Raw genomic sequence first — 20,140 nt, forward strand, 5'->3', positions numbered from 1 at the left:
TTACATTAATCAATATACAAATTTGGACTTTACTTTCGCTAAACTACTTATTTTGATTGAAAAGGTCAGCATACTAAATAAGCTCCGAGAGGAATTAATTTAAAATTAACGCCTCTCGGCTGATGATTGGTAAAATGTTTATACCAACTGTTTCGTTTATACCAACTGTTTCAACGCTATCTCCAGTGAGGTTTCTCCAAGTTTTGTTTTTGAGCTGTTTTTATCAAATGTAAGGTTGAGAGCATCAGCAATCGTTTTGCTTACATCACCAAATATCGCCTCATCGGTCAATACCGCATTATCAGACATCAGGTAGGCAAATACCCGCGCCATTCCACAATTTGCAATAAAATCCGGGATCAGTGATATTTTTTCATCAAGCCAAACCCCAATAGGACCAAAGAAAATCTCGGGATCGGCAAAAGGTACATTAGCGCCACAGCTGATCACTTCCAATCCAGCCTTGACCATTCGTTCAGCTTGGTATTTGGTCACCAATCTGGAAGCAGCAGCCGGAATAAATATTTCACATTCCACATCCCAGATTTGCTCATTCAGGTCCGCAAAAGGGATCATGTTATCGGCAATCAGTTTATTACCTTCTCTTTTGATGAACAATTCTCTGATTTCATCCAATGTAAATCCTGCAGGATTGATCAAGCCTCCGTCCCGGTCAATGATTCCGACGATTTTTACCCCTTCGACTGCTAAAAAACAAGCGGCCGCTGCCCCGACATTTCCCCAGCCTTGAATGATGGCACGCTTATTTTTGATTTCTCCTCCCCAAATGGAGTAATAATGCCTGACCGCCTCCGCTACGCCAAAGCCTGTAATCATGTCAGCTACTTTGTATTTTTTTGGACCGTTGGGAGTGTAATGAGGATCTTCCAATACTTTGGATACCCCCTGCCTCAACTGTCCTATCTTTCTGATTTTTTCTGGCTCTGTGGCATGAAAATGTCCGTTTACAATTCCTTCTTGGGGATGCCAGAGACCATAATTTTCTGTAATGGGAATGACCTCATGAATCTCATCAATATTGAGGTCCCCGCCGGTCCCGTAATAACTCTTTAATAATGGCATGACCGCCTTGTACCAGCGTCTGAGCACCTCTTCCTTTCTAGGGTCATTTGGATCAAAATTAATACCTGATTTTGCGCCTCCGATATCAGGTCCAGAGATGGTAAATTTGACCTCCATGGTTTTGGCAAGGGACTCTACTTCTCTTCTGTCAAGCCCTTTTCGCATTCTGGTGCCCCCGCCGGCAGCACCACCTCTAAGGGAATTGATGACAACCCATCCTTCTGCCTCGGATTCGCTGTCACTCCATTCAAAAATAATTTCGGGTTGTTTGTTCTCAAACTTTTTGAGTAGTTCTTTCATGGTAATTATTTGGGTTTATAGCTGGCAAAAATAGAAATATTCTCCATGCTAAAAAGCCCTTCAGATTCATAATCCATGAAGAAGACCACCACTGTTGTCTCTCAAAGCTCCAGTCACCGTTGAGAGCGAATTGTTTTCACCCCTTAATCGTAACACTCCCAAAAATGCAAAAATAAGGGCCTCTTTGAAATTGATGAGCATGGGATCTGCTTGGGTGATTTCAATATCCTCTCCAATGAATTCACCTAATTTTTCCATAAAAAACGTGTTGAAAGCGCCACCTCCTGTCACCAAGACTTTTGTTTTTTTACCCGAGTGAGGAATCATTATTTTACTGATTTGTTCGACATAATGAATGACCAAGGTGTGGAGCACATTTTCAGGCTTATGCTTTCCACTTACTTCCAATATTTTAAGATAGTCGTCGAGGTCTTCTCTTCCGAGTGATTTGGCTCCTTCTATCTGATAATAGGGCAGGTTGTTGAGTTGCTTAAGTACTTTTTTCAAAAGCTTTCCTTTTTTCGCCAGTTTTCCATTTTTGTCATAAGGTTTTCCACAGATTTCCGCAAAATGGTTGAGAAGAAGATTGAAGGGACAAAAATCAAACGCGATCCTCTTATCCTCTAAATCCATGCTGATATTGGCAATTCCGCCAAGATTGATACAATAATCATATTCTGAAAAAAGAAGCTTATCGCCGATCGGTACCAATGGTGCTCCCTGACCTCCGAGCTGTACATCCAGCATTCTAAAATCATTGATGACAGGAATTCCGCATGCAGTGTGCAATGCCCAGCCATTTCCAATCTGAAGACTCAGTTTTTTGGACGGCTGATGGAATACTGTATGTCCATGAGAGGCAACAGCTTCGACTTCAAGTCCATTGTTTTGGACAAAATTCCGGACTTGCTCCCCCATCCATTGCCCAAATTCCACATCAAGAAGCGATAAACGATAGCCATTCATGAGATGGGATTTCTTAAGTTTTTTTCCCAAGTTTTTTGGAAAAGGAACCGTTTCACTTCTTTGGATCTGAAAAGTCCAGTTTTCCTTTTTTTCAAATTCGCAATAAGCGATATCCAGTCCATCTCCTGATGTGCCGGACATCAGTCCGATTACTTTATAGGTATTGGTAAGCGTCTTCATGGGTTAATTTTTGTTAAATAAATCTCCCTAAAGTTAAATTTATTTTATTCAAAAAGTGGGATGTTGGATTTTGACTAATTTCGCCTAAGTCTATCGATTTTGAAAACTTGAATTTGAAACAGCTAGTAGTAGATATCGGAAATACTAGGATCAAAGCAGCCATATTTGGAAATGATATGCTGTTGAAAGAATTCATTTTTGAGGACTTCAATTCGTTTTTGGAAGAATCCAAAATTCAGGAATTCGACCATGCCATCATCAGTTCGGTGACATATACCGAGGACAGGCTTAAAGAATTGTTGGATTTTGAGTTTTTATTCCTGGGTTCCAAAACATTATTGCCTTTCAAAAACTTATACGCCACGCCTGAGACATTGGGAGTGGACCGCAAAGCTGCAGTAGTAGGTGCCAGGACTATTTTCAAAGACTGTCCTATAATCGCCATAGATCTGGGAAGTTGCATAACCTATGATTTCATGGATGTAAATGACCGCTATTTAGGTGGCGCGATCACTCCCGGACTGCAGATGAGATTAAAGGCAATGAACCAATTGACTGCAAGACTTCCCTTGGTGGATTTGGAGCAGGGAATTATCCCAAAGTTTGTAGGAGACAGCACCGTCTCCTGTTTAAGGTCAGGAGTATATTATGGAATACAGTTTGAAATGAAAGGGTTTATCCAGGAATATCAGGAACAATACCATGGTTTGAAGGTCATTATTTGTGGAGGTGACTCAAAAATCTTTGAAAGCTTAACAAAAGACCACATATTTGTAATCCCTAATTTGGTCCTGCATGGATTGAATAGAATATTAAGCTACAATGTCAATTACCAATAGGATTAGATTTCTGGGTGTGTTATGCACCTTTTTCATTTTCTCACGGGCCTTCCCACAGTCAAGTTCGTCCACTTACAGTGCACTTGGGTTGGGTGAATTTAACTATGCCGGCCTTACCCAAAATCAAGGTATGGGCGGTTTGGGTATAAGTTTTGGTACCGGATGGGGAGTCAATTACATGAACCCGGCATTGACCACGAGGAATACGATTTTTAATTTTCAGGCAGCTCTTAACTACAAAAGAATCAACGTGACGAGTGCTTCCGACAATCAGACTATCGATGGAGGAGGTATTTCATATGTGGCCTTGTCTTTTCCTGTCAAGTCCGGAAAAAGAACCTTAGGGATGGGATTGGGAGAAATTTCAAGTGTCAATTACAGCATTCTTGTCAGTGGGGAAGTGACCAATTCTGACTTCAATTCTATCAATAGAGTGGAAGGAGAAGGCGGAATTTCGGAGGCATATCTTTCATATGGTTTTGTTTTAGCCAAAAATTTAAGCCTTGGAATTCATGGTTCTTATTTGTTTGGATCTACCATCAGAACAAACCAATTGGCCTTGTTGAATCCGGAAGAAGAGGAATTTGGATTTCAAACTGAGTACTATGAAAGATTGACTATAAGCGATGTCACTTTCAAAGGTGGAGTTCATTATTATTTCAAATCAGGCAGCAAAAGTAATATCCACCTTGGAGCCACCTATCATGCATTTGGAAATATTAATGGAAAAGAATTTGCTAAGATTGCCGATTTTGGTCAAGCTAGCAAGCCCGATTCGGATGGCGACGTCCTCAGGAATAATGAAAAAGGAACAGTTTTTATACCAAGTAACTTAGGTTATGGGATTTCTTATGAAAAAATAAATAAATTTGTAATTGGTCTAGAAGCTCAAATGCAAAATTTTAGCCAATATCGTTCCTTCTCAGGGGTTCAGGGTGAACTAGGTGATACTTACAGGGTTGCATTGGGAGGACAGTTGATTCCTAATTTCTCAACGGTCAATTCTATATTCAAAAGGTCGACAATTAGGTTCGGCGTTGAATACCAGCAAACTCCCTTCATCTTGAACCAGACTCAGATCAGTGATATTGGCATCAATTTTGGAGCTTCAGTACCTATCAACAGTTTATCATTGATGAACTTTGCAGTCAAATTTGGTTCGAGAGGTACCCTCAACAATGGATTGATCAAAGAAGAATACTTTGGCGTTACCTTAGGATTCTCATTGAATGACAATAGCTGGTTTTACAAACGCGTATTCGAATAACACTAACAGATATGAAACTTAAAAACGCACTCATCGGGTTATTTACCCTCAGCCTTGTAGGTATGGCTCAAGCACAGGACGGTTGGAATTGGCCGACTGATGCTGAAACTGAAGCAAAAGCACGTGAATACAATGCGGCTTATGTGGATTATATGAAGTCAGAGCAGTTTGTAGAAGCTACCAAGCCTCTATATTGGCTTCTTGTCAACACCCCTAAGTTGAATGAATCCATCTATATCTATGGTGTGGATGTCTACAAAGGTGCAGTAGCTGCCACCACTGACCCTGCTCAGAAAAGGATCTATCAGGATTCTGTTATGAAGGTGTATGACCTTAGAAAAGAAAATTTTGACAATGAGCCTAAGTGGATTGAAAACAAGGCATATTATGGATACCAATATTTCAGAGATGACAAAACCAAACTGGCAGAAGCCATTGGAGTTTATGACAGGGCTTTTGAAGTAAATGGTACCATCAATCCGGCCTACACAGCAGCTTACTTTGATTTAGTAAGAAGGCACTATCTGTTAAACAAAGCTTATACTGCCATTGAGGTTTTGGAAATACATGATAAAATTACAAAACTGTTGGATGAAGCTGAAGCAAATGGTAAAGATGTTTCCACGCCAAAGTCAAATGTAGAATCCCTATTAGTTGCCATGGAATTGATCAATTGCGATTTCATAGAAAATACTTTGGGACCTAAATTGACTGCTGATCCTACAAACATGGTTTTGGCACAACAGATATTTAATTACTCAGTAAAATATAAATGCTTTAGTTCTGCATCGTTTCTATCTGCATTAGAAATCATTGATAACCAAAATCCTACCTATGCGACATCTCAAGTCCGAGCAATGAGGTATATGCAAAACAGGGAATATGAAAAGGCACAGCCGGTGTTGGAAAAAGCATTAACACTTGCTGAAAATGATGTACAGAAAGCCGAAATTCATTACGATCTTGCCAAAGTTCATGCTCAGGCCGGCAGAAAAAGTTCTTCAAGATCTGAAGCTCTTGAAGCAGCTAAATTAGATCCTGAAAAAGCAAAAGAAGCATGGTTACTTATTGCACAGCTATATATGGGCTCTTCTGGAGATTGTAGAAAGGGAATAAGCAGAGTAGATGACCAGGCAATATATATTGCAGCATACAATGCTTATTCAAGGGCTGGTGACAGTAAAGGAATGGCTGAAGCAAGAGCAAGATTCCCTTCCAAAGAAGAATTGTTTACCGAAAGCAGACAAGTAGGCGAGACTGTTAATGTAGGTTGCTGGATCGGAGAAACAGTAACTTTGGCTACAAGAGATTAAGTTTACATAACATAAAATCAAAAGGCAGTCAAAATTGGCTGCCTTTTTTTATGGTCTCGATCATTTAGCAATCTTTCCTATCTTTGTGGGCATGAGTACCATTGGCAGAATTAGATTTCCTATTATAGTCATTTTACTTTCTCTGGCTTCATGTGGAGAGGAAGTTGATAGCAGTATTTTGGAAACGTATAAAGGCCCTATCGGTCTTGCAATGGACATTGAACTCTTCCATAGCGATTCTACCATCATCCGGACTCAGGTCAAAGCCAAGAAGCAGATGAAGTTTGGGACTGGTGATCTGGAATTTCCAGAAGGAATAGAAATCTTTTTTTTTGACAAAGACGGTAACACAAGCTCCACAATGCGGGCGGATAAAGGCTACTATGACAAAATAAAAAATATCTATAGAGGAGAAGGTGATGTGCAGGTCCATAATCTCGAAAAAGACCAAAAGCTATCCTCAGAAGAATTGTTTTGGGACCCAAATGCAAAGAAAATTTATACCGAAAAATTTGTGACCATTCAGGAAAAAGAGACGATTTTCAATGGGACAGGCATGGAGGCAGATGATAGATTTGTTGAATATAAGCTATTTAAAGTAACAAACAGCAGGACCATTCTCCCCGGAGAAGGATTATAAAAATGAAATTACCTGACTTCTTAATTTTATCTCTTTCCGCAGCCTTGGTAATCATCGGTACTCACCTTACCTTCACGTCAGGGTTGATCAGTTCATATCCCGTTTTCATGTTTGCGGTGGCACTGCTCTTTTGGTACAGGTACCGCAAAAATGAAGCAACACTCAAATCAGAGGCTGAAAAGTCCAACCCCATCAAAAAAGTAAAAAGCCGTAAATCAAAATGATAGTATCGCCATACCTTATTTACGTCGCCATTACCTTGCTTTTTTCTGCGTTTTTTTCGGGAATGGAGATGGCTTTTGTATCTGCCAACAGGCTTCAGATAGAACTTCAAAACAAACAAGGTTCAGTTTCGGGAAAGATTCTTTCAAACTTTATCAAAAAACCCGGACAGTTTATCGGGACGACACTGATAGGAAATACCATCGCTTTGGTGCTTTATGGTATTTTCATGGCTTATTTGCTTGAACCTTTGATTGAAGGTTGGCTTGAAAGAATTCTTAATGGTAATTTCAACAACCAAGCCTATGTGGTAATTATCCAGACAGTATTGTCAACGATTATCGTTTTGATTACAGGGGAGTTCCTTCCCAAAAGCATTTTCATGCTGAATCCAAACAGCCTGTTGTCTTTATTTTCCTTGCCATTTCAAATTATTTATTTTTTGATGTATCCTTTAGTCTGGATGATTGTAGGGCTGTCAAGGTTATTTATTACCAAGGTCCTTAGACTGGAATACAATGAAGATAAGCCGGTTTTTAAAGTGACCGATCTGAACAGCTTTATTAAAAACAGCCTACACCACAGTGGTCAGGATGTGAAGGTTGACCTTGATGCTAAGATTTTTGACAACGCCATAGAATTCAAAACCATCCGGGTTAGGGAATGTATGGTTCCTCGGACAGATATTGTGGCGGTTGACATAGAAGATTCGATGGAAGACCTTAAGCAGGTTTTTGCTGAAAGCGGCCATTCAAAAATCATCGTATACAAAGAATCCATTGATGATGTGATTGGGTATTGCCACCAATTGGAAATGTTCAAAAAGCCAAAAAAAGTATCTGATATCCTTACTCCGATTATCATTGTACCGGAGTCTGCCTTGGCCAATGAGCTTTTGATCCAATTCATCAAAGAGAGAAAAAGTCTTGCATTGGTAGTGGACGAATTTGGAGGGACCAGCGGGATAGTAAGTATGGAAGATATCATAGAAGAAATCTTTGGAGAGATCCAAGATGAGTATGACCAGGATGATCTCATTGAGCAAAAACTTTCAGACCATGAATATTTATTGAGCGCAAGGCATGAAATAGATTATTTAAATGAAAAATATGATTGGGATCTACCCTATGGAGATTTTGAAACTTTAGCGGGATTTATACTCTCCCTTACAGAGGATATTCCCCAAAAAGGTGAGTCAATTACCTTTGAATCATATACTTTTAGCATAGTTTCAAAACTAGACCATAGGATAGAAACAGTAAAAGTGAAGATCCATTCGGGGTCAGAATCCAATAAGTAATTTATTGACAGTGATATTATTTTGAATTTACAGGTAGATTGAATTATTTTGCGGCACTTCAAAAAACAGGAGAATGGCTTTAATTAAAAAAATCAGACAAAGAACAGGTCTTGCAATCGGTGTTATAGCAGTTGGATTAATATTTTTCCTCGTCGGAGGGGATCTATTGGGCCCTAATTCTACTCTTTTGGGTAGTAGCGCAAACAATGTGGGAGAGATTGCAGGTGAAGACGTTTCCTATGAGGAATACATCCGAAAGATCGAAGAGATCAAAATTTCTTTCCAACAAAATACAGGAAGAACTCCTTCCGAAAATGAAATGAGCACTTTGCGCGAGCAAGCTTGGCAGGCATTGATTGTCGACAAAGTTTTTGCAGAGCAATATGAAGCCTTAGGTCTGACCATCTCCGATGCTGAATTGGTAGATATGGTTCAGGGAAAAAACATCATCGCCGAATTGAGGCAGCAACTGACCAATCCCGCAACGGGAGAATTTGACAGGTCTCAGCTGATTTCTTTCTTGCAATCCCTCGAAACCGCAGGTCCTGAGCAAGTGGCGTTCTGGGAGCAGCAGGAAAAAATGTTTGCAAAAGGAAGATTAAGAATCAAGTACGACAACCTGCTTTCAACTTCTGAGTATGCAAACTCCAAAGAGGGTAAACTTGAGCACAGGATGGCAAACAGCATTGCAGATGTGGATCATTTATTCATTCCTTTTTATGCAATTTCAGATTCCTCAATTGAAGTTTCTGACAGTGAATTGAAGGCTTACATATCCAAATATCCAGAAAAATTCAAAGTCAAAAATGCAGCTGACTTGGAATATATCAGTTTTGAGTTGATTCCAAGTTCTGAAGATTCTTCCGCTGTTATTTCAGAAATTAAAAAGTTGACAGAAGAATTAAGAGCTTCCGACGCTGATTCTGCTTTTGTATTACGTAATTCAGAAGGACAAAATCCTTTTGTTGTAGTTGCTCCCGGCGAAGAATTGCCAAATACATTGACTTCTAATGTAGACGATATCCAAGTAGGTGAAACTTATGGCCCATTCCTTACAAACAGGTCCTCATATGTTACCCACAAGGTGACTTCAAAATTTGAAGGAACTCCTAGAATGAGAGCTGCACATATTTTATTTGGCACGCAAGAATTATCAGAAGACGCAAAAGCTGAAGTAAAACAAAATGCAGAAAGAGTCCTCACAGAAATTCAGAACGGACTTGATTTTGCTACTGCAGCCGCGCAAAATGGACAAGACGGAACAGCACAAAGAGGTGGAGACCTTGGTTGGTTTGCCAAAGCGGATTTCGTAGAAGCCTTTGCTGATGTTTCATTTGCAGCCAAATCAACAGGTCTAATCAACAGATTGGTAGAAACCGAATATGGCTACCATATTATTTCTGTTACTGAATTGCCAAAGACTACCTCTTACAAGATCGCAACGATCGAGTTGGAGTTGGGTCCAAGTGATGTGACAAGAAACGACGTTTTCAGAAGAGCTGACTCCTTTGCTTCCACTTCAGGCAATACTGCTGAATTTTCAGCCAATGCTGAAAAAGATGGCTACAGAATCATCCAAGCTAACAATGTAGATGCATTTGCCAGGACTTTGAATAACCTACAAAATGCTAGGGAAGTTGTCAGATGGGCATTCAATGAGGCATCCGAAGGATCTGTTTCCCCGGTATTTGAATTGGACAATGCTTACATTGTGGCCAACCTTAAAAAGAAATATGAAGAAGGTACCGCTACTTTGGATCAAGTGAGACAGCAGGTATTGGTACAGGTAAGAAACGATAAGAAGGCAGAAATCATCAAAGAAAAACTCTCAGGAAAAGCAACGCTTGAAGAAATGCAGGCTGTATTTCCAAATGAGGCTTCCCTTGACAAATCTCCTGACCTGAGAATGAACGCATCTGTTCTGCCTGGCGTAGGTTATGCTCCTAAAGCAATCGGAGCTGCTTTTGGATTGAAAAATTCAGGTGATATCAGCAAGCCTATCCATGAAGATGTAGGTATCATAGTGATCAAATTGAATTCATTGACTCCTGCAGCAGATATTGCAAGCTATAACTCTTACCAAAGCCAATTGACTTTGAATGCTTCCCAAAGGACAGCTTACATGATCATGATGGCATTGGAAGACCTTGCAGATGTGAAGGATTACAGATATAAATTCTTCTGATATTCATATCAGAAATAAATAGAACCCGTGGGATTCCTCACGGGTTTTTTTGTGCAAATGGATTTTATTTTTACACAATGGTGTTTATCCATTAAAATCGTAAAAGATGGAAGATACATTTAACAGGCAGGCTTTTAAAGACAAATTGGAAGCTCAGACTACTTTCCCTACATTGTATATGTTCAAATTTATCGTTCCCAATGGCAGGGAATCACAAGTGGCCGCATTATTGCCTAATAATAAAATGACCTTAAAACATTCCTCCCAAGGAAAGTATGTCTCCGCTACAATCAAGGCCCTGATGCCAAACAGCGATTCAATTATGGACATATATGAAAAGGCTTCGAATATCGAAGGCGTAATATCACTTTAAACCAATCAAACCATGTGGACTGAAAAAAATAACAAACTAAGCAAAACCTTTAAATTCAAGGATTTTCAGGAGGCTTTTGCCTTTATGACTAGAGTGGCTTTTTTAGCAGAATCACAGGGTCATCATCCCAATTGGAGCAACGTCTATAATACCGTAGTGATCGAACTCAATACCCATGATGCCGGTAATATCGTTACAGAGAAAGACCACAAACTTGCCAAAGCCATTGATCAGATTTAAATATGTCGGAAGAGAAGTCGATCAATCTGTTTCTGGTTCCTACGCCCATCGGAAATTTAAAAGATATCACGCTTAGGGCGATAGAAGTACTGAATTCCGTTGATGTGATCTTGGCAGAAGATACGCGTACTACGGGAAAATTATTGAAACACCTAGAAATCAAAAGGCCGCTTCAGAGTTACCATATTTTCAACGAGCATAAAGCCGTCGAAAAATTAGTAGAAAGGATGCGGCGTGGGGAAGTGTTGGCCCTTGTCAGTGACGCCGGTACGCCGGGTATCTCAGACCCGGGATTTCTTCTTGTAAGGGCCGCTAAGGACGCGGGTCTTGAAGTCAACTGTCTTCCCGGCGCTACGGCTTTTGTGCCCGCATTGGTCAACTCAGGGCTTCCAAATGACAGGTTTACTTTTGAAGGATTTCTTCCCCATAAAAAAGGGAGAAAAACAAGGATCGAATCTTTGTTGGAAGAATCCCGCACCATGATATTCTACGAATCACCGCATAGGTTGATGAAGACCTTGGAGCAGTTTGCCGAGGCATTTGGTCCAGATAGAATGGCAAGTGTATCCAGAGAACTGACAAAAATCTATGAGGAAAATGTCAGAGGAACATTACAGGAACTTGTTGCCTATTACCAAGAGCATCCTATCAAGGGTGAGATCGTATTGGTAGTACAGGGAAGGCAAAAAAATGATGCCTATTCAAATGAAAACTAATCAGGCTTCTTTCTCTTATATGAACAAGTTCTGAAAATTGTTGAATGCAGATAGATTCACAGCATATCTTTGCATCGGTATATTTTTCAATTCAATAAAATTAACCTTCTCGCAATATGATTGACCTTTTACCAATCCTCCAACAAACAGAAATAGTCGCCAAGGAAGCCGGCGCATTTATCCGCAAAGAAAGACAATCCTTTGACCTCAATAAAGTCGAGCAGAAAGGGCTGAACGACCTCGTATCTTACGTGGATAAAGAGGCTGAAAAAATTATTGTTGACCGACTCAGCCGGATTTTGCCTGAGGCGGATTTTATCACTGAGGAAGGAACAGGATCAACAGATGGCAAAGAATATACCTGGATCATCGATCCTTTGGACGGTACCACAAATTTTATTCACGGACTTCCGATTTTCTCGGTAAGCATAGGATTGAAGTTTCATGATGAAATTGTCCTAGGTGTAGTCTATGAGATCAATTTTGACGAGTGTTTCTATGCTGTCAAGGGTAAAGGCGCATTTTGCAACGGTAAGCCGATCCATGTGAGTCCCGCCAAAACATTGGGAGAAAGTCTGATTGGGACAGGTTTTCCTTACAGTGCCTTTGGTCAGATTGATAATTATTTGAGTGTTCTAAGGCTTCTGATGGAAAAATGCCATGGCTTGAGGCGAATGGGAAGTGCTGCAGTTGACCTTTGTTATGTGGCTTGTGGAAGGCAGGATGGTTTTTTTGAATATGACCTTAAGCCTTACGATGTGGCGGCCGGAATCATCATCATACAAGAGGCCGGAGGAAGGGTTTCTGACTTTGAAATGGGGGATGATTACCTTTTTGGTAAGAAAATTGTAGCTACCAATGGTCTAATCCACGACGAACTCGGAAGTGATATCCAAAAAATCTGGAAAAAATAGAAAAGTTGGGTTCTTCCAATCGGAATCCAAAAAACATCTTCCTCCGTTATTAAGATTGCCTTAATCCATTCAATCATGAAAAAAACGCTGCTCATCATATTCGGTATTTTTATTTTTTTACTTGTTTCTCTCTTTGCTTTGCCATTTATTTTCAAAGACAAAATCATAGCGCGCATAGATCAAGAAATCGCCTCTTCAGTCAATGCACAAGTTTATTATGACATCAATAATGTCAGCCTGAGTGTATTTAAAAGATTCCCTCATATTTCGGCTACGGTTGGAGATTTTGGAATTGTAGGAAACGAGCCTTTCCAATCTGATACCTTGGTCCATATGGATAAGTTACAAGTGGATTTTAACTTAAAGTCAATCTTGTTTGAAGATATCCCGACATTGACGGGAATCCACTTAGACGGCGGAAGTCTGTTTGTCAAGGTTTTGGAAGATGGGACCGCCAACTACGATATCACCTATCCTTCAGAAGCAGACACAGTTCCTGAAAGCAACTTTCAGATTGCAGTTGATCTGATCCAAGTCAATGACCTTAATTTGATCTATGATGACATGTCGCTCGGGTATTTTATGGTCTTGGGCAATGTCAACCTTGAAGGAAGTGGAGACTTTACCGCAGATGTATATGACCTTCCTTTAAAAATGGATGCCCTGATCGGGGATATATCCTATGATGGCATCAGCTACCTTTCAGGCAAGCAATTCAAAGGAGAAACGACCATGAACATCGACATGGCCAATATGAAGTTTGCCTTTGGAGAAGGGGAATTTGCTCTCAACGATTTTTTGTTTGATTTGACCGGATTTATAGCCATGCCTGCGGAAGACATTGAAATAGACCTTGCGTTTGAGGGAAAAGACAATACGTTTAAAAGCATTCTTTCTTTGATACCGGGAATCTATACTGAGAGTTTTTCCGATTTGAAAACTTCTGGTACCATGGATTTTGAAGGATTTGTAAAAGGTATTTATAATGAAACCAGCATGCCCTCCTTTGATGTATCCTTGAATGTGACAGATGGGATGTTCCAATATCCGGATCTTCCAAGGCCTGTTAGCAATGTAAACATTGAATTTCAGGCAAAAAATGAGACTAACAATCTGGACAATACCATCATTAATATTCCTACTTTCAACCTTGATTTTGGTAGCAATCCGATTTCTGGGCGTTTCTTTTTGGCAAATCTGACCAGTTATGAAATGGATGGAGCTTTGATCGGAAAACTGAATCTTGAGGAATTGACATCCATTTTCCCGATTGAAGGATTGACTTTGAAGGGACTTTTAGATGTAAATGCAAAGGCGAAAGGAAAATATGATTCTGTAGCACAAGTTATCCCAAACATCGATGCCAAATTATTGCTCAGCAACGGGTACATCAAAAGCGCGGATTATCCTGCACCGATTGACAAATTGAATGTTTCAGCCTCTGTTCAGAACAATACAGGAAAAATGAACGACTTTATTGTGGACCTGAATCAATTTGGTTTTGTCCTTGAAGAAGAATCAATCAACGGAAGGCTAAAAATCAATGATTTTACGCGACTTAACTGGGATGGTGCTGTTAACGGAACAGTGGATTTGGGCAAAATTTTAGCAATTTTTCCTATCGAAGGGATGGACATGACAGGAAAAATCCAAGCAGATATCCAGACCAAAGGTTCCTATAAAGACGTAGAAGATGGTCAATATGGAAAACTTGATACCCGTGGCAATGTCGGCATCAATCAATTTTCCTTCACTTCTGCCGATATTCCTCAAGGCATCAAGATCAATCAGGCAAAAGCTGATTTTTCTCCCGACCGTATTTCATTAAGCCAATTTGATTCGCAGGTGGGGCAAAGCCCAATTCAGGCTACAGGATTCCTTTCCAACTACCTGAATTATTTCCTTAAAGAAGACGAGACTTTGAAAGGACAGTTGAGTTTGACTTCAAGCAAGTTCAATGTAAATGAATGGATGACCGCATCTACCCCGGCAGATACTGCTGCGCTGACAGTTATCCAATTGCCAAAGAATATAGATTTTTCCATGTCTGTGGCAGCTGATGAAGTTCTGTATGATAACCTCACTTTGAAAGAAGTCAAGGGGAATATGCTCCTTAGAAATGGTGTCCTCAGCTTTTCTGATGCATCTATGCGGACACTTGGTGGTCAGATGACTCTAAATGGCACTTACGATCCAAGCAATTTGGCAGAACCTAAATTTGATTTCAGCCTTAATCTTGCCAATCTCAGTATTCCACAGGCATTCCAATCTTTCAATACAGTCAAGGCTTTTGCCCCGATTGCCCAGCACCTCGCCGGAAACTTCAATTCCACATTGGCTTTCTCGGGTAAATTGGGACAGGATATGATGCCAATTCTTTCTTCATTGGATGGGAAAGGGTTATTGAAAGTGGCAGAAGCAGCGTTCAAAGACAGTCCGATCATCCAAGGTGTGACGAGTCTTACCAAGCTGAATGACACCAATACACTTCAGCTTAAAAACATCTCTATTCCAATAGAAATCAATAACGGTGTTCTTGATGTCAAGCCTTTTGATGTCAAGCTTTGGGACTATCAGGCAAATATCCAAGGAAGCACCGGTTTTGACGGGACCATCAATTACCTGGTCAACATGCAGGTTCCTGCAGGAAAATTCGGGGCGCAAGCAAATACACTTTTGGCGGCTATTTCTGGAAATGAAGTCAACGAATCAACAATCATACCGGTGGCAATAAGCCTAGGAGGAACGTATAATGCGCCTAAAATTGGTTTGGCTGGTGGCAACAGTATTGAAACCTTACTTGCAAATTCTCTGAAATCAAGAGTGAGCAATGAAAAAGAAATTATCCAACAGGAAGTAACCCAGCAGTTTAAAGCGGCGGAGGACAGTTTGAAAAAAGAACTGAAACTCAAAGCTGATATGGTTCAGGACAGTGTCAAGAAAGAAGCAGACAAGAAAATAGAAGAAACAAAAACCAAAGCAGTAGACGAAGCCAAGAAAGTGCTGAAGGGATTGTTGAAGCCCAAGCCTGCCAAGCCGGATTCGACGAAGTTGGATTAATTGGATATTTGGTTAAGGGTTATTTGTTAATGGCGTTAAGCTAATTAGGCCACGATAAAGTACCAGATTCCCAAAGTTAAAAAAGAAAGCGGTATACCAATTCCTACCAAAAGGGAGGCAAGTTTTGGTTCGAGATCATGGGTGATGGCTATGATGGATCCTGTAATCATCGGTGCCATTGCAGCTTCCATGACAGAGACTTGCAGGAGCAGACCTTCCAATTGGAACACATATTTGAATAGGACAAGAATTATCAAAGGAATCAGGACGAGTTTATAACCCAATCCATACCACAGGAACTTAGACCTCAATGCCTCAAAGTTCATTTTTACCTGTAATCCCACGGATGTCAATGCTACCGGCGTCAAAGTAACCGTGATGAGTTGAAGGAAAAAATCAAGGTTTTGACCGATTTCTACTCCATAAAAATTCAAACCAAAAGCGATCAAAAAGAACATAAAAGGTGGGAAAGTGAGAATCTTTCGGGTTATGTCTCTTTTTCTCTTTTTCTCAAAGCTGTAGACGGATGCGACAATTATAGCAAGGCTGCTGACTATGATAAAGGAACCTGCCTGATCAATCAGCAACGCAATCTGCACACCTTCCTCTCCATAAAGTGCCTGTATTATCGGGATTCCCACAAAAGAAGTATTTGCCAAACCTGCGGTGATGACCAGGCAACCTGTGACGGAATTTCCCCAATTATGTATTTTGCCAAGTGTGCCAAATATCAGCCAGGAAAGTCCAAATCCTAACCATGCGGAAACAACGGGTAGCAATAGCTCCGGACTCAGATCGATTCTAGGGAGGTACCGCAAAGCCAAAGCCGGTAGAACCACATAAATCAGGTAGTTGTTCAGGTATTTGGATGTATTGGCAGGGACGATTCTGAACCGTTGTAAAAAAATACCCAAGCATAAAAAAACAACAATAAGGATGATGTTTACCATGTATTGAAGGATGGCTAATAAACAGATTGATTTCTAAAAGCCAAAATAGGGTAATTCTAAAGTTAACACAATCGTAATTTATAATTAACCGATTCTATGATCTATTCCTTTTCATTTGTAAGGTAATAACTGAGCAATGATGAAATTGATCCCATTAGTCATCGAAGGAAAAAGAATCGTTCAACTCTCCCAACTCACCATCGATCAGGCCAATGACCTGAGGAGTTGGCTGCCTTCTAACAGCATCAAAAAAGTAAATTTTCAGGGAATGGAGATCAGTGACTGCATTTCTTTTGAGACGTATGAATATTGGTTCAGAACATACCATAGCATGACGCGTGCATACGAAACCATGTTGGATTTTTAATCTAATCCAAAACCCTTCCTTTTTTCAGAAAAATATTCTTTAAGGTCAGGATAATACCTGCTTTCCACCTCAGGAATTCCCAATAGCGTCAGCCCCATATTTCCCGATGCTCTGTCCCAATCCGTTTCCATTGTTTCTATCATAAAAACCACTTCTTGGGTAGACAAAGTTTCAAAGCTCTTGGAAGGACTCAGGTTGATGTCATTGCCATAAAAATCCACTGCTTCATAGTAAATCATTCCGTCTAATAAGTTGGCATAGATACTAATGACTTCACCCCACTGACTTTCGGGGAAGTCCAATCGGATCAACAAAACGGAAGTCAATCCGGATTCGAAGTATTCTTTGGGTCTGTATTTGAAATCAACCATACCGGGAAATTACTCAAATTATGTCAAAAGGTCGTTTTTTGACAGTTCTAAAAGTGAAATCTGAAAATCAAAAAAGTATGAATGGTAATTTTTGATTAACATTCTTAATTATATTTGCGTTTACTGTTTGTATTGTTGAAAAAAGTGAAAAAATTTCGAAACATAGTCCCATTCCTCAGTCATTTCAGCTTGGCCCTCATGCTCAGCATTTTGGCTAATGGGGTATTGTTTTTTCACTCTCATGAGTTGAATGGGAAGATCATCACCCACGCTCACCCCATTCTGACTTTAGAACAGGAATCCCAACCTGACCATGGGCATACAGAGGAGGAACTGATCATTCTGGATCTGCTCGCACATGCTGATTATATTGTTTATCAGTTTGAAGTTCCAGTTCCTGAATCTATTGTTTTTGATCAAAGTTTTGAATCTTCACTAACTTCTATTGAGTTTTTTACCCAAGTCCAATTGGGATTTGACCATCGGGGGCCACCCGCTATTGCCTGATTTTTACCTTGTTGAGTTCATCAAAATCCAACTCAATTTCATTTTAAATTTCTTTCTTACTTTCTAGCAATTCTAGCAATGCGACTATTATTCGTTATTGCCTTTACCCTGATTTCAGTTGGTGTATTGGCAGCACAAGATCTTACTATCACAGGACGTGTCCTTGATAAAAACACCAATTCTCCTTTGCCGGGTGTATCTGTTTTCGTTCCCGAACTCAATCGCGGCGTGGTTACCGACTTAGATGGAAACTTTAAAATCACCTCTCTTCCTGAGAAAAACATTACTTTCCAGATTTCATTTATCGGATATTCCACTCAGGTACAAACAATCAGGCCTGGCAATTCGGCCAAGTCCCTGGTCATCCAGCTGGAGGAATCCACCACCAATATTGACGAAGTGGTGATTTCCGGCGCTTATATCATGAGCAAGGAAAGTTCTCCCATCAGCATCGAAAAGGTGGACCGAATGGCAATTCTCAAAATGCCTTCACCAAGTCTGATGACGGCCCTCACCAGAACTCCTGGAGTCAATGAAATTTCCTTAGGACCAGGCATCAGCAAACCTGTCATCAGAGGCCTTTCTTTTAGCAGGGTTTTGTCAGTATACCAGGGAGGAAGATTCGAAAACCAGCAATGGGGTGCCGACCATGGATTGGGATTGACCGAAACAGGAATCGGCAATGTCGAGTTGATCAAAGGTCCTGCTTCCTTGATTTATGGATCAGGAGCGATGGCAGGTGTGGTCAACTTGATAGAGGAAAAAGATGCTGCCCAAGGCGATGTTGACGGGTATGTCAACTTGCGTGGATACAGCAATAATCTTGGACTTCGGTCAGAGGTCGGAGTGAAAGGAGCCGGAGAAAATGGTTTTGTATGGTCCATGAACGGGGCCTTGGAATCCCATGCCGATTACATTGACGGTGATGGCAGGACTATGGGAAACACAAGATTCAATACCCAAAACCTGAAAGCAGGTGTCGGTCTTCAAAAGAAATGGGGTGATACCCGACTCAGGTATACGTACATGAAACAGAAGCTCGGAATTTTGGATGAAAATGCCATAGATGAGTTGGCAACTTTTAGAGGAGACCGCAGTACCCAAGTTCCTTATCAAAATGTAACTGACCATTTCTTTTCCTCCGAAACCAATGTGTTTTTGGGAGAAGATAAGTTTAAAGCTACTTTTGGATTGCATAAAAACCTCCGGGAAGAATTGGAATCCGGTGGGTCAAGTGTGGATTTGGGTCTGAACCAGACCAATGTAATGTACGACCTTAAGTACTTTAAGTCCTTGAATCCACATTTAGAGGCAATCTTTGGCGTTCAGGGTTTTGTACTCAACACAATCAATTATGACGACGCTTTAGAATTTTTGATCCCTGATGCCAGGAAAGACGACCGTTCTGTTTATGGCTTATTGAATTATAATAAAGACAAATGGGTAATTCAAGGTGGATTGAGGTATGATTATAGAAAAGTAAATGTAGATGCAAGTGCCCCTCATTTTATCGATTTTGGGTTTATCCTGCCTGGAGAACCTGAAGACAGGAAACTTGAGAGGACATTCGATGGAGTGACCACGAGTGGTGGGGCTACCTTTAGACCGGATGAAAAATGGAGATTCAGGTTAAACATTGCGCAGGGTTTCAGAGCTCCCGATTTGGCGGAATTATTTTCCAATGGGGTACATCCCGGAACCAGAAGATTTGAAAAAGGAAATGCGTCCTTTGAAAGAGAACAAAACATTCAGACTGACTTTGGTATCCGTTACAGCGGCAAAGGATTTGCGCTTTCCGGAGAAGTTTTTTATAACAGCATCAACAACTATATTTTCTTTGCCCCTACCGGAGAAGTGCAGGAAGATTTGGATATATGGTCATTCGAGCAGGCAGATGCGAGACTTTATGGCGGAGAAATTGAGTTGGATATCCAGCCAACATCCATCAAGTGGATCAGTGGATCGACTTCGTACGCCATGGTCATCGGACAGAGAAGAAATGACATGACATACCTGCCTTATATTCCGGCATTCCGCTGGAATCAGAATGTGGATTTCAGGTTGAAAGATATCGGGATTATCCAAAAACCATACATAAGCCTATTGGGTTCTTTGGTTTTTGATCAGGAAAGAGCAGCACCTTTGGAGGAGGCAACTCCGGGTTATTTCCTTTTGGGGATGAATATCGGTGGGAACCTAAAAATCGGAAGCAACACCATGGATATTTATGTCAGTGGAACCAACCTTTTGAATAAAGCTTACTTGGATCACCTTTCCCTGTTTAGGCCTTTTGGCGTCAATCAGATGGGAAGAAATATTGCGTTGAATGTCAGAATTCCTTTTTGAA

At 40.5% G+C, this 20,140-nt stretch carries 19 protein-coding genes; 15 read left to right on the plus strand and 4 right to left on the minus strand.

Annotated elements, in window-relative coordinates:
* Positions 1 to 156 precede the first annotated feature (156 nt).
* Both NK987_RS14205 and NK987_RS14210 read right to left on the minus strand, forming a co-directional pair.
* Positions 157 to 1,383, minus strand: a complete 1,227-nt coding sequence (locus NK987_RS14205; protein ID WP_259264389.1) for a Glu/Leu/Phe/Val dehydrogenase dimerization domain-containing protein — start codon at positions 1,381 to 1,383, stop codon at positions 157 to 159.
* A 66-nt stretch (positions 1,384 to 1,449) separates the two neighbouring features.
* Positions 1,450 to 2,529, minus strand: a complete 1,080-nt coding sequence (locus NK987_RS14210) for an anhydro-N-acetylmuramic acid kinase (RefSeq protein WP_259264390.1) — start codon at positions 2,527 to 2,529, stop codon at positions 1,450 to 1,452.
* 113 nt (positions 2,530 to 2,642) lie between these two features.
* Between NK987_RS14210 and NK987_RS14215 the strand changes: the two genes are divergently transcribed.
* The 12 genes from NK987_RS14215 to NK987_RS14270 all read left to right on the plus strand — a co-directional run bounded on the left by NK987_RS14215 (position 2,643) and on the right by NK987_RS14270 (position 15,598).
* Positions 2,643 to 3,368, plus strand: a complete 726-nt coding sequence (locus NK987_RS14215) for a type III pantothenate kinase (RefSeq protein ID WP_259264391.1) — start codon at positions 2,643 to 2,645, stop codon at positions 3,366 to 3,368.
* Positions 3,352 to 4,635 carry a BamG family beta-barrel-assembly machinery protein gene (gene bamG / locus NK987_RS14220; protein ID WP_259264392.1) on the plus strand — a complete coding sequence of 428 codons (1,284 nt, stop codon included), beginning with the start codon at positions 3,352 to 3,354 and terminating at the stop codon, positions 4,633 to 4,635. The genes NK987_RS14215 and bamG overlap by 17 nt, the downstream gene beginning before the upstream one ends.
* An 11-nt stretch (positions 4,636 to 4,646) precedes the next feature.
* Complete coding sequence (locus NK987_RS14225) at positions 4,647 to 5,948, plus strand: tetratricopeptide repeat protein (RefSeq protein ID WP_258422434.1); 1,302 nt, start codon at positions 4,647 to 4,649, stop codon at positions 5,946 to 5,948.
* Positions 5,949 to 6,039: 91 nt separating this feature from the next.
* The gene (gene lptC, locus NK987_RS14230) at positions 6,040 to 6,588 is read left to right on the plus strand and encodes an LPS export ABC transporter periplasmic protein LptC (RefSeq protein ID WP_259264393.1); all 549 of its coding nucleotides are present in this window, start codon (positions 6,040 to 6,042) and stop codon (positions 6,586 to 6,588) included.
* Between the two features lie 2 nt (positions 6,589 to 6,590).
* Positions 6,591 to 6,812: a hypothetical protein gene (locus NK987_RS14235; protein WP_258422436.1), complete on the plus strand. Its 222-nt coding sequence runs from the start codon at positions 6,591 to 6,593 to the stop codon at positions 6,810 to 6,812.
* The gene (locus tag NK987_RS14240; protein ID WP_259264394.1) at positions 6,809 to 8,110 is read left to right on the plus strand and encodes a hemolysin family protein; all 1,302 of its coding nucleotides are present in this window, start codon (positions 6,809 to 6,811) and stop codon (positions 8,108 to 8,110) included. The genes NK987_RS14235 and NK987_RS14240 overlap by 4 nt, the downstream gene beginning before the upstream one ends.
* A gap of 73 nt (positions 8,111 to 8,183) precedes the next feature.
* On the plus strand, positions 8,184 to 10,295 hold the full coding sequence (locus tag NK987_RS14245; RefSeq protein WP_259264395.1) for a peptidylprolyl isomerase: 2,112 nt from the start codon (positions 8,184 to 8,186) through the stop codon (positions 10,293 to 10,295).
* Positions 10,296 to 10,401: 106 nt separating this feature from the next.
* Positions 10,402 to 10,668: a DUF493 domain-containing protein gene (locus tag NK987_RS14250; RefSeq protein ID WP_258422439.1), complete on the plus strand. Its 267-nt coding sequence runs from the start codon at positions 10,402 to 10,404 to the stop codon at positions 10,666 to 10,668.
* A gap of 12 nt (positions 10,669 to 10,680) precedes the next feature.
* Positions 10,681 to 10,908, plus strand: a complete 228-nt coding sequence (locus NK987_RS14255) for a 4a-hydroxytetrahydrobiopterin dehydratase (protein WP_258422440.1) — start codon at positions 10,681 to 10,683, stop codon at positions 10,906 to 10,908.
* A gap of 2 nt (positions 10,909 to 10,910) precedes the next feature.
* A complete protein-coding gene (rsmI, locus tag NK987_RS14260; protein ID WP_259264396.1) occupies positions 10,911 to 11,624 on the plus strand; it encodes a 16S rRNA (cytidine(1402)-2'-O)-methyltransferase in 714 nt (237 codons plus the stop codon).
* A gap of 116 nt (positions 11,625 to 11,740) precedes the next feature.
* Positions 11,741 to 12,538, plus strand: coding sequence for an inositol monophosphatase family protein (locus NK987_RS14265; protein ID WP_259264397.1), 798 nt, complete (start codon positions 11,741 to 11,743; stop codon positions 12,536 to 12,538).
* Between the two features lie 75 nt (positions 12,539 to 12,613).
* Positions 12,614 to 15,598 (plus strand): AsmA-like C-terminal region-containing protein, encoded by a 2,985-nt coding sequence (locus tag NK987_RS14270; protein WP_259264398.1) that lies wholly within the window; start codon positions 12,614 to 12,616, stop codon positions 15,596 to 15,598.
* 44 nt (positions 15,599 to 15,642) lie between these two features.
* Here the strand turns inward: NK987_RS14270 and NK987_RS14275 are convergent, their stop codons facing one another.
* Entirely contained in the window at positions 15,643 to 16,548 is a 906-nt protein-coding gene (locus tag NK987_RS14275) for an AEC family transporter (RefSeq protein WP_259264399.1), read from the minus strand.
* A gap of 136 nt (positions 16,549 to 16,684) precedes the next feature.
* On the opposite strand from NK987_RS14275, the gene NK987_RS14280 reads away from it, so the two are divergent.
* The gene (locus tag NK987_RS14280) at positions 16,685 to 16,915 is read left to right on the plus strand and encodes a hypothetical protein (RefSeq protein WP_258422445.1); all 231 of its coding nucleotides are present in this window, start codon (positions 16,685 to 16,687) and stop codon (positions 16,913 to 16,915) included.
* Here the strand turns inward: NK987_RS14280 and NK987_RS14285 are convergent.
* On the minus strand, positions 16,912 to 17,286 hold the full coding sequence (locus tag NK987_RS14285; protein WP_259264400.1) for a UDP-glucuronosyltransferase: 375 nt from the start codon (positions 17,284 to 17,286) through the stop codon (positions 16,912 to 16,914). The genes NK987_RS14280 and NK987_RS14285 overlap by 4 nt on opposite strands.
* A 144-nt stretch (positions 17,287 to 17,430) precedes the next feature.
* Here NK987_RS14285 and NK987_RS14290 point away from each other — a divergent pair, with 144 nt between their 5' ends.
* Both NK987_RS14290 and NK987_RS14295 read left to right on the plus strand, forming a co-directional pair.
* A complete protein-coding gene (locus NK987_RS14290) occupies positions 17,431 to 17,793 on the plus strand; it encodes a hypothetical protein (RefSeq protein WP_259264401.1) in 363 nt (120 codons plus the stop codon).
* Positions 17,794 to 17,871: 78 nt separating this feature from the next.
* Positions 17,872 to 20,139: a TonB-dependent receptor gene (locus NK987_RS14295; protein ID WP_259264402.1), complete on the plus strand. Its 2,268-nt coding sequence runs from the start codon at positions 17,872 to 17,874 to the stop codon at positions 20,137 to 20,139.
* The last annotated feature ends 1 nt before the right edge of the window (position 20,140 follow it).

The organism is Aquiflexum gelatinilyticum, from assembly GCF_024813435.1.
GTDB classification, from domain to species: Bacteria; Bacteroidota; Bacteroidia; order Cytophagales; family Cyclobacteriaceae; genus Cognataquiflexum; species Cognataquiflexum gelatinilyticum.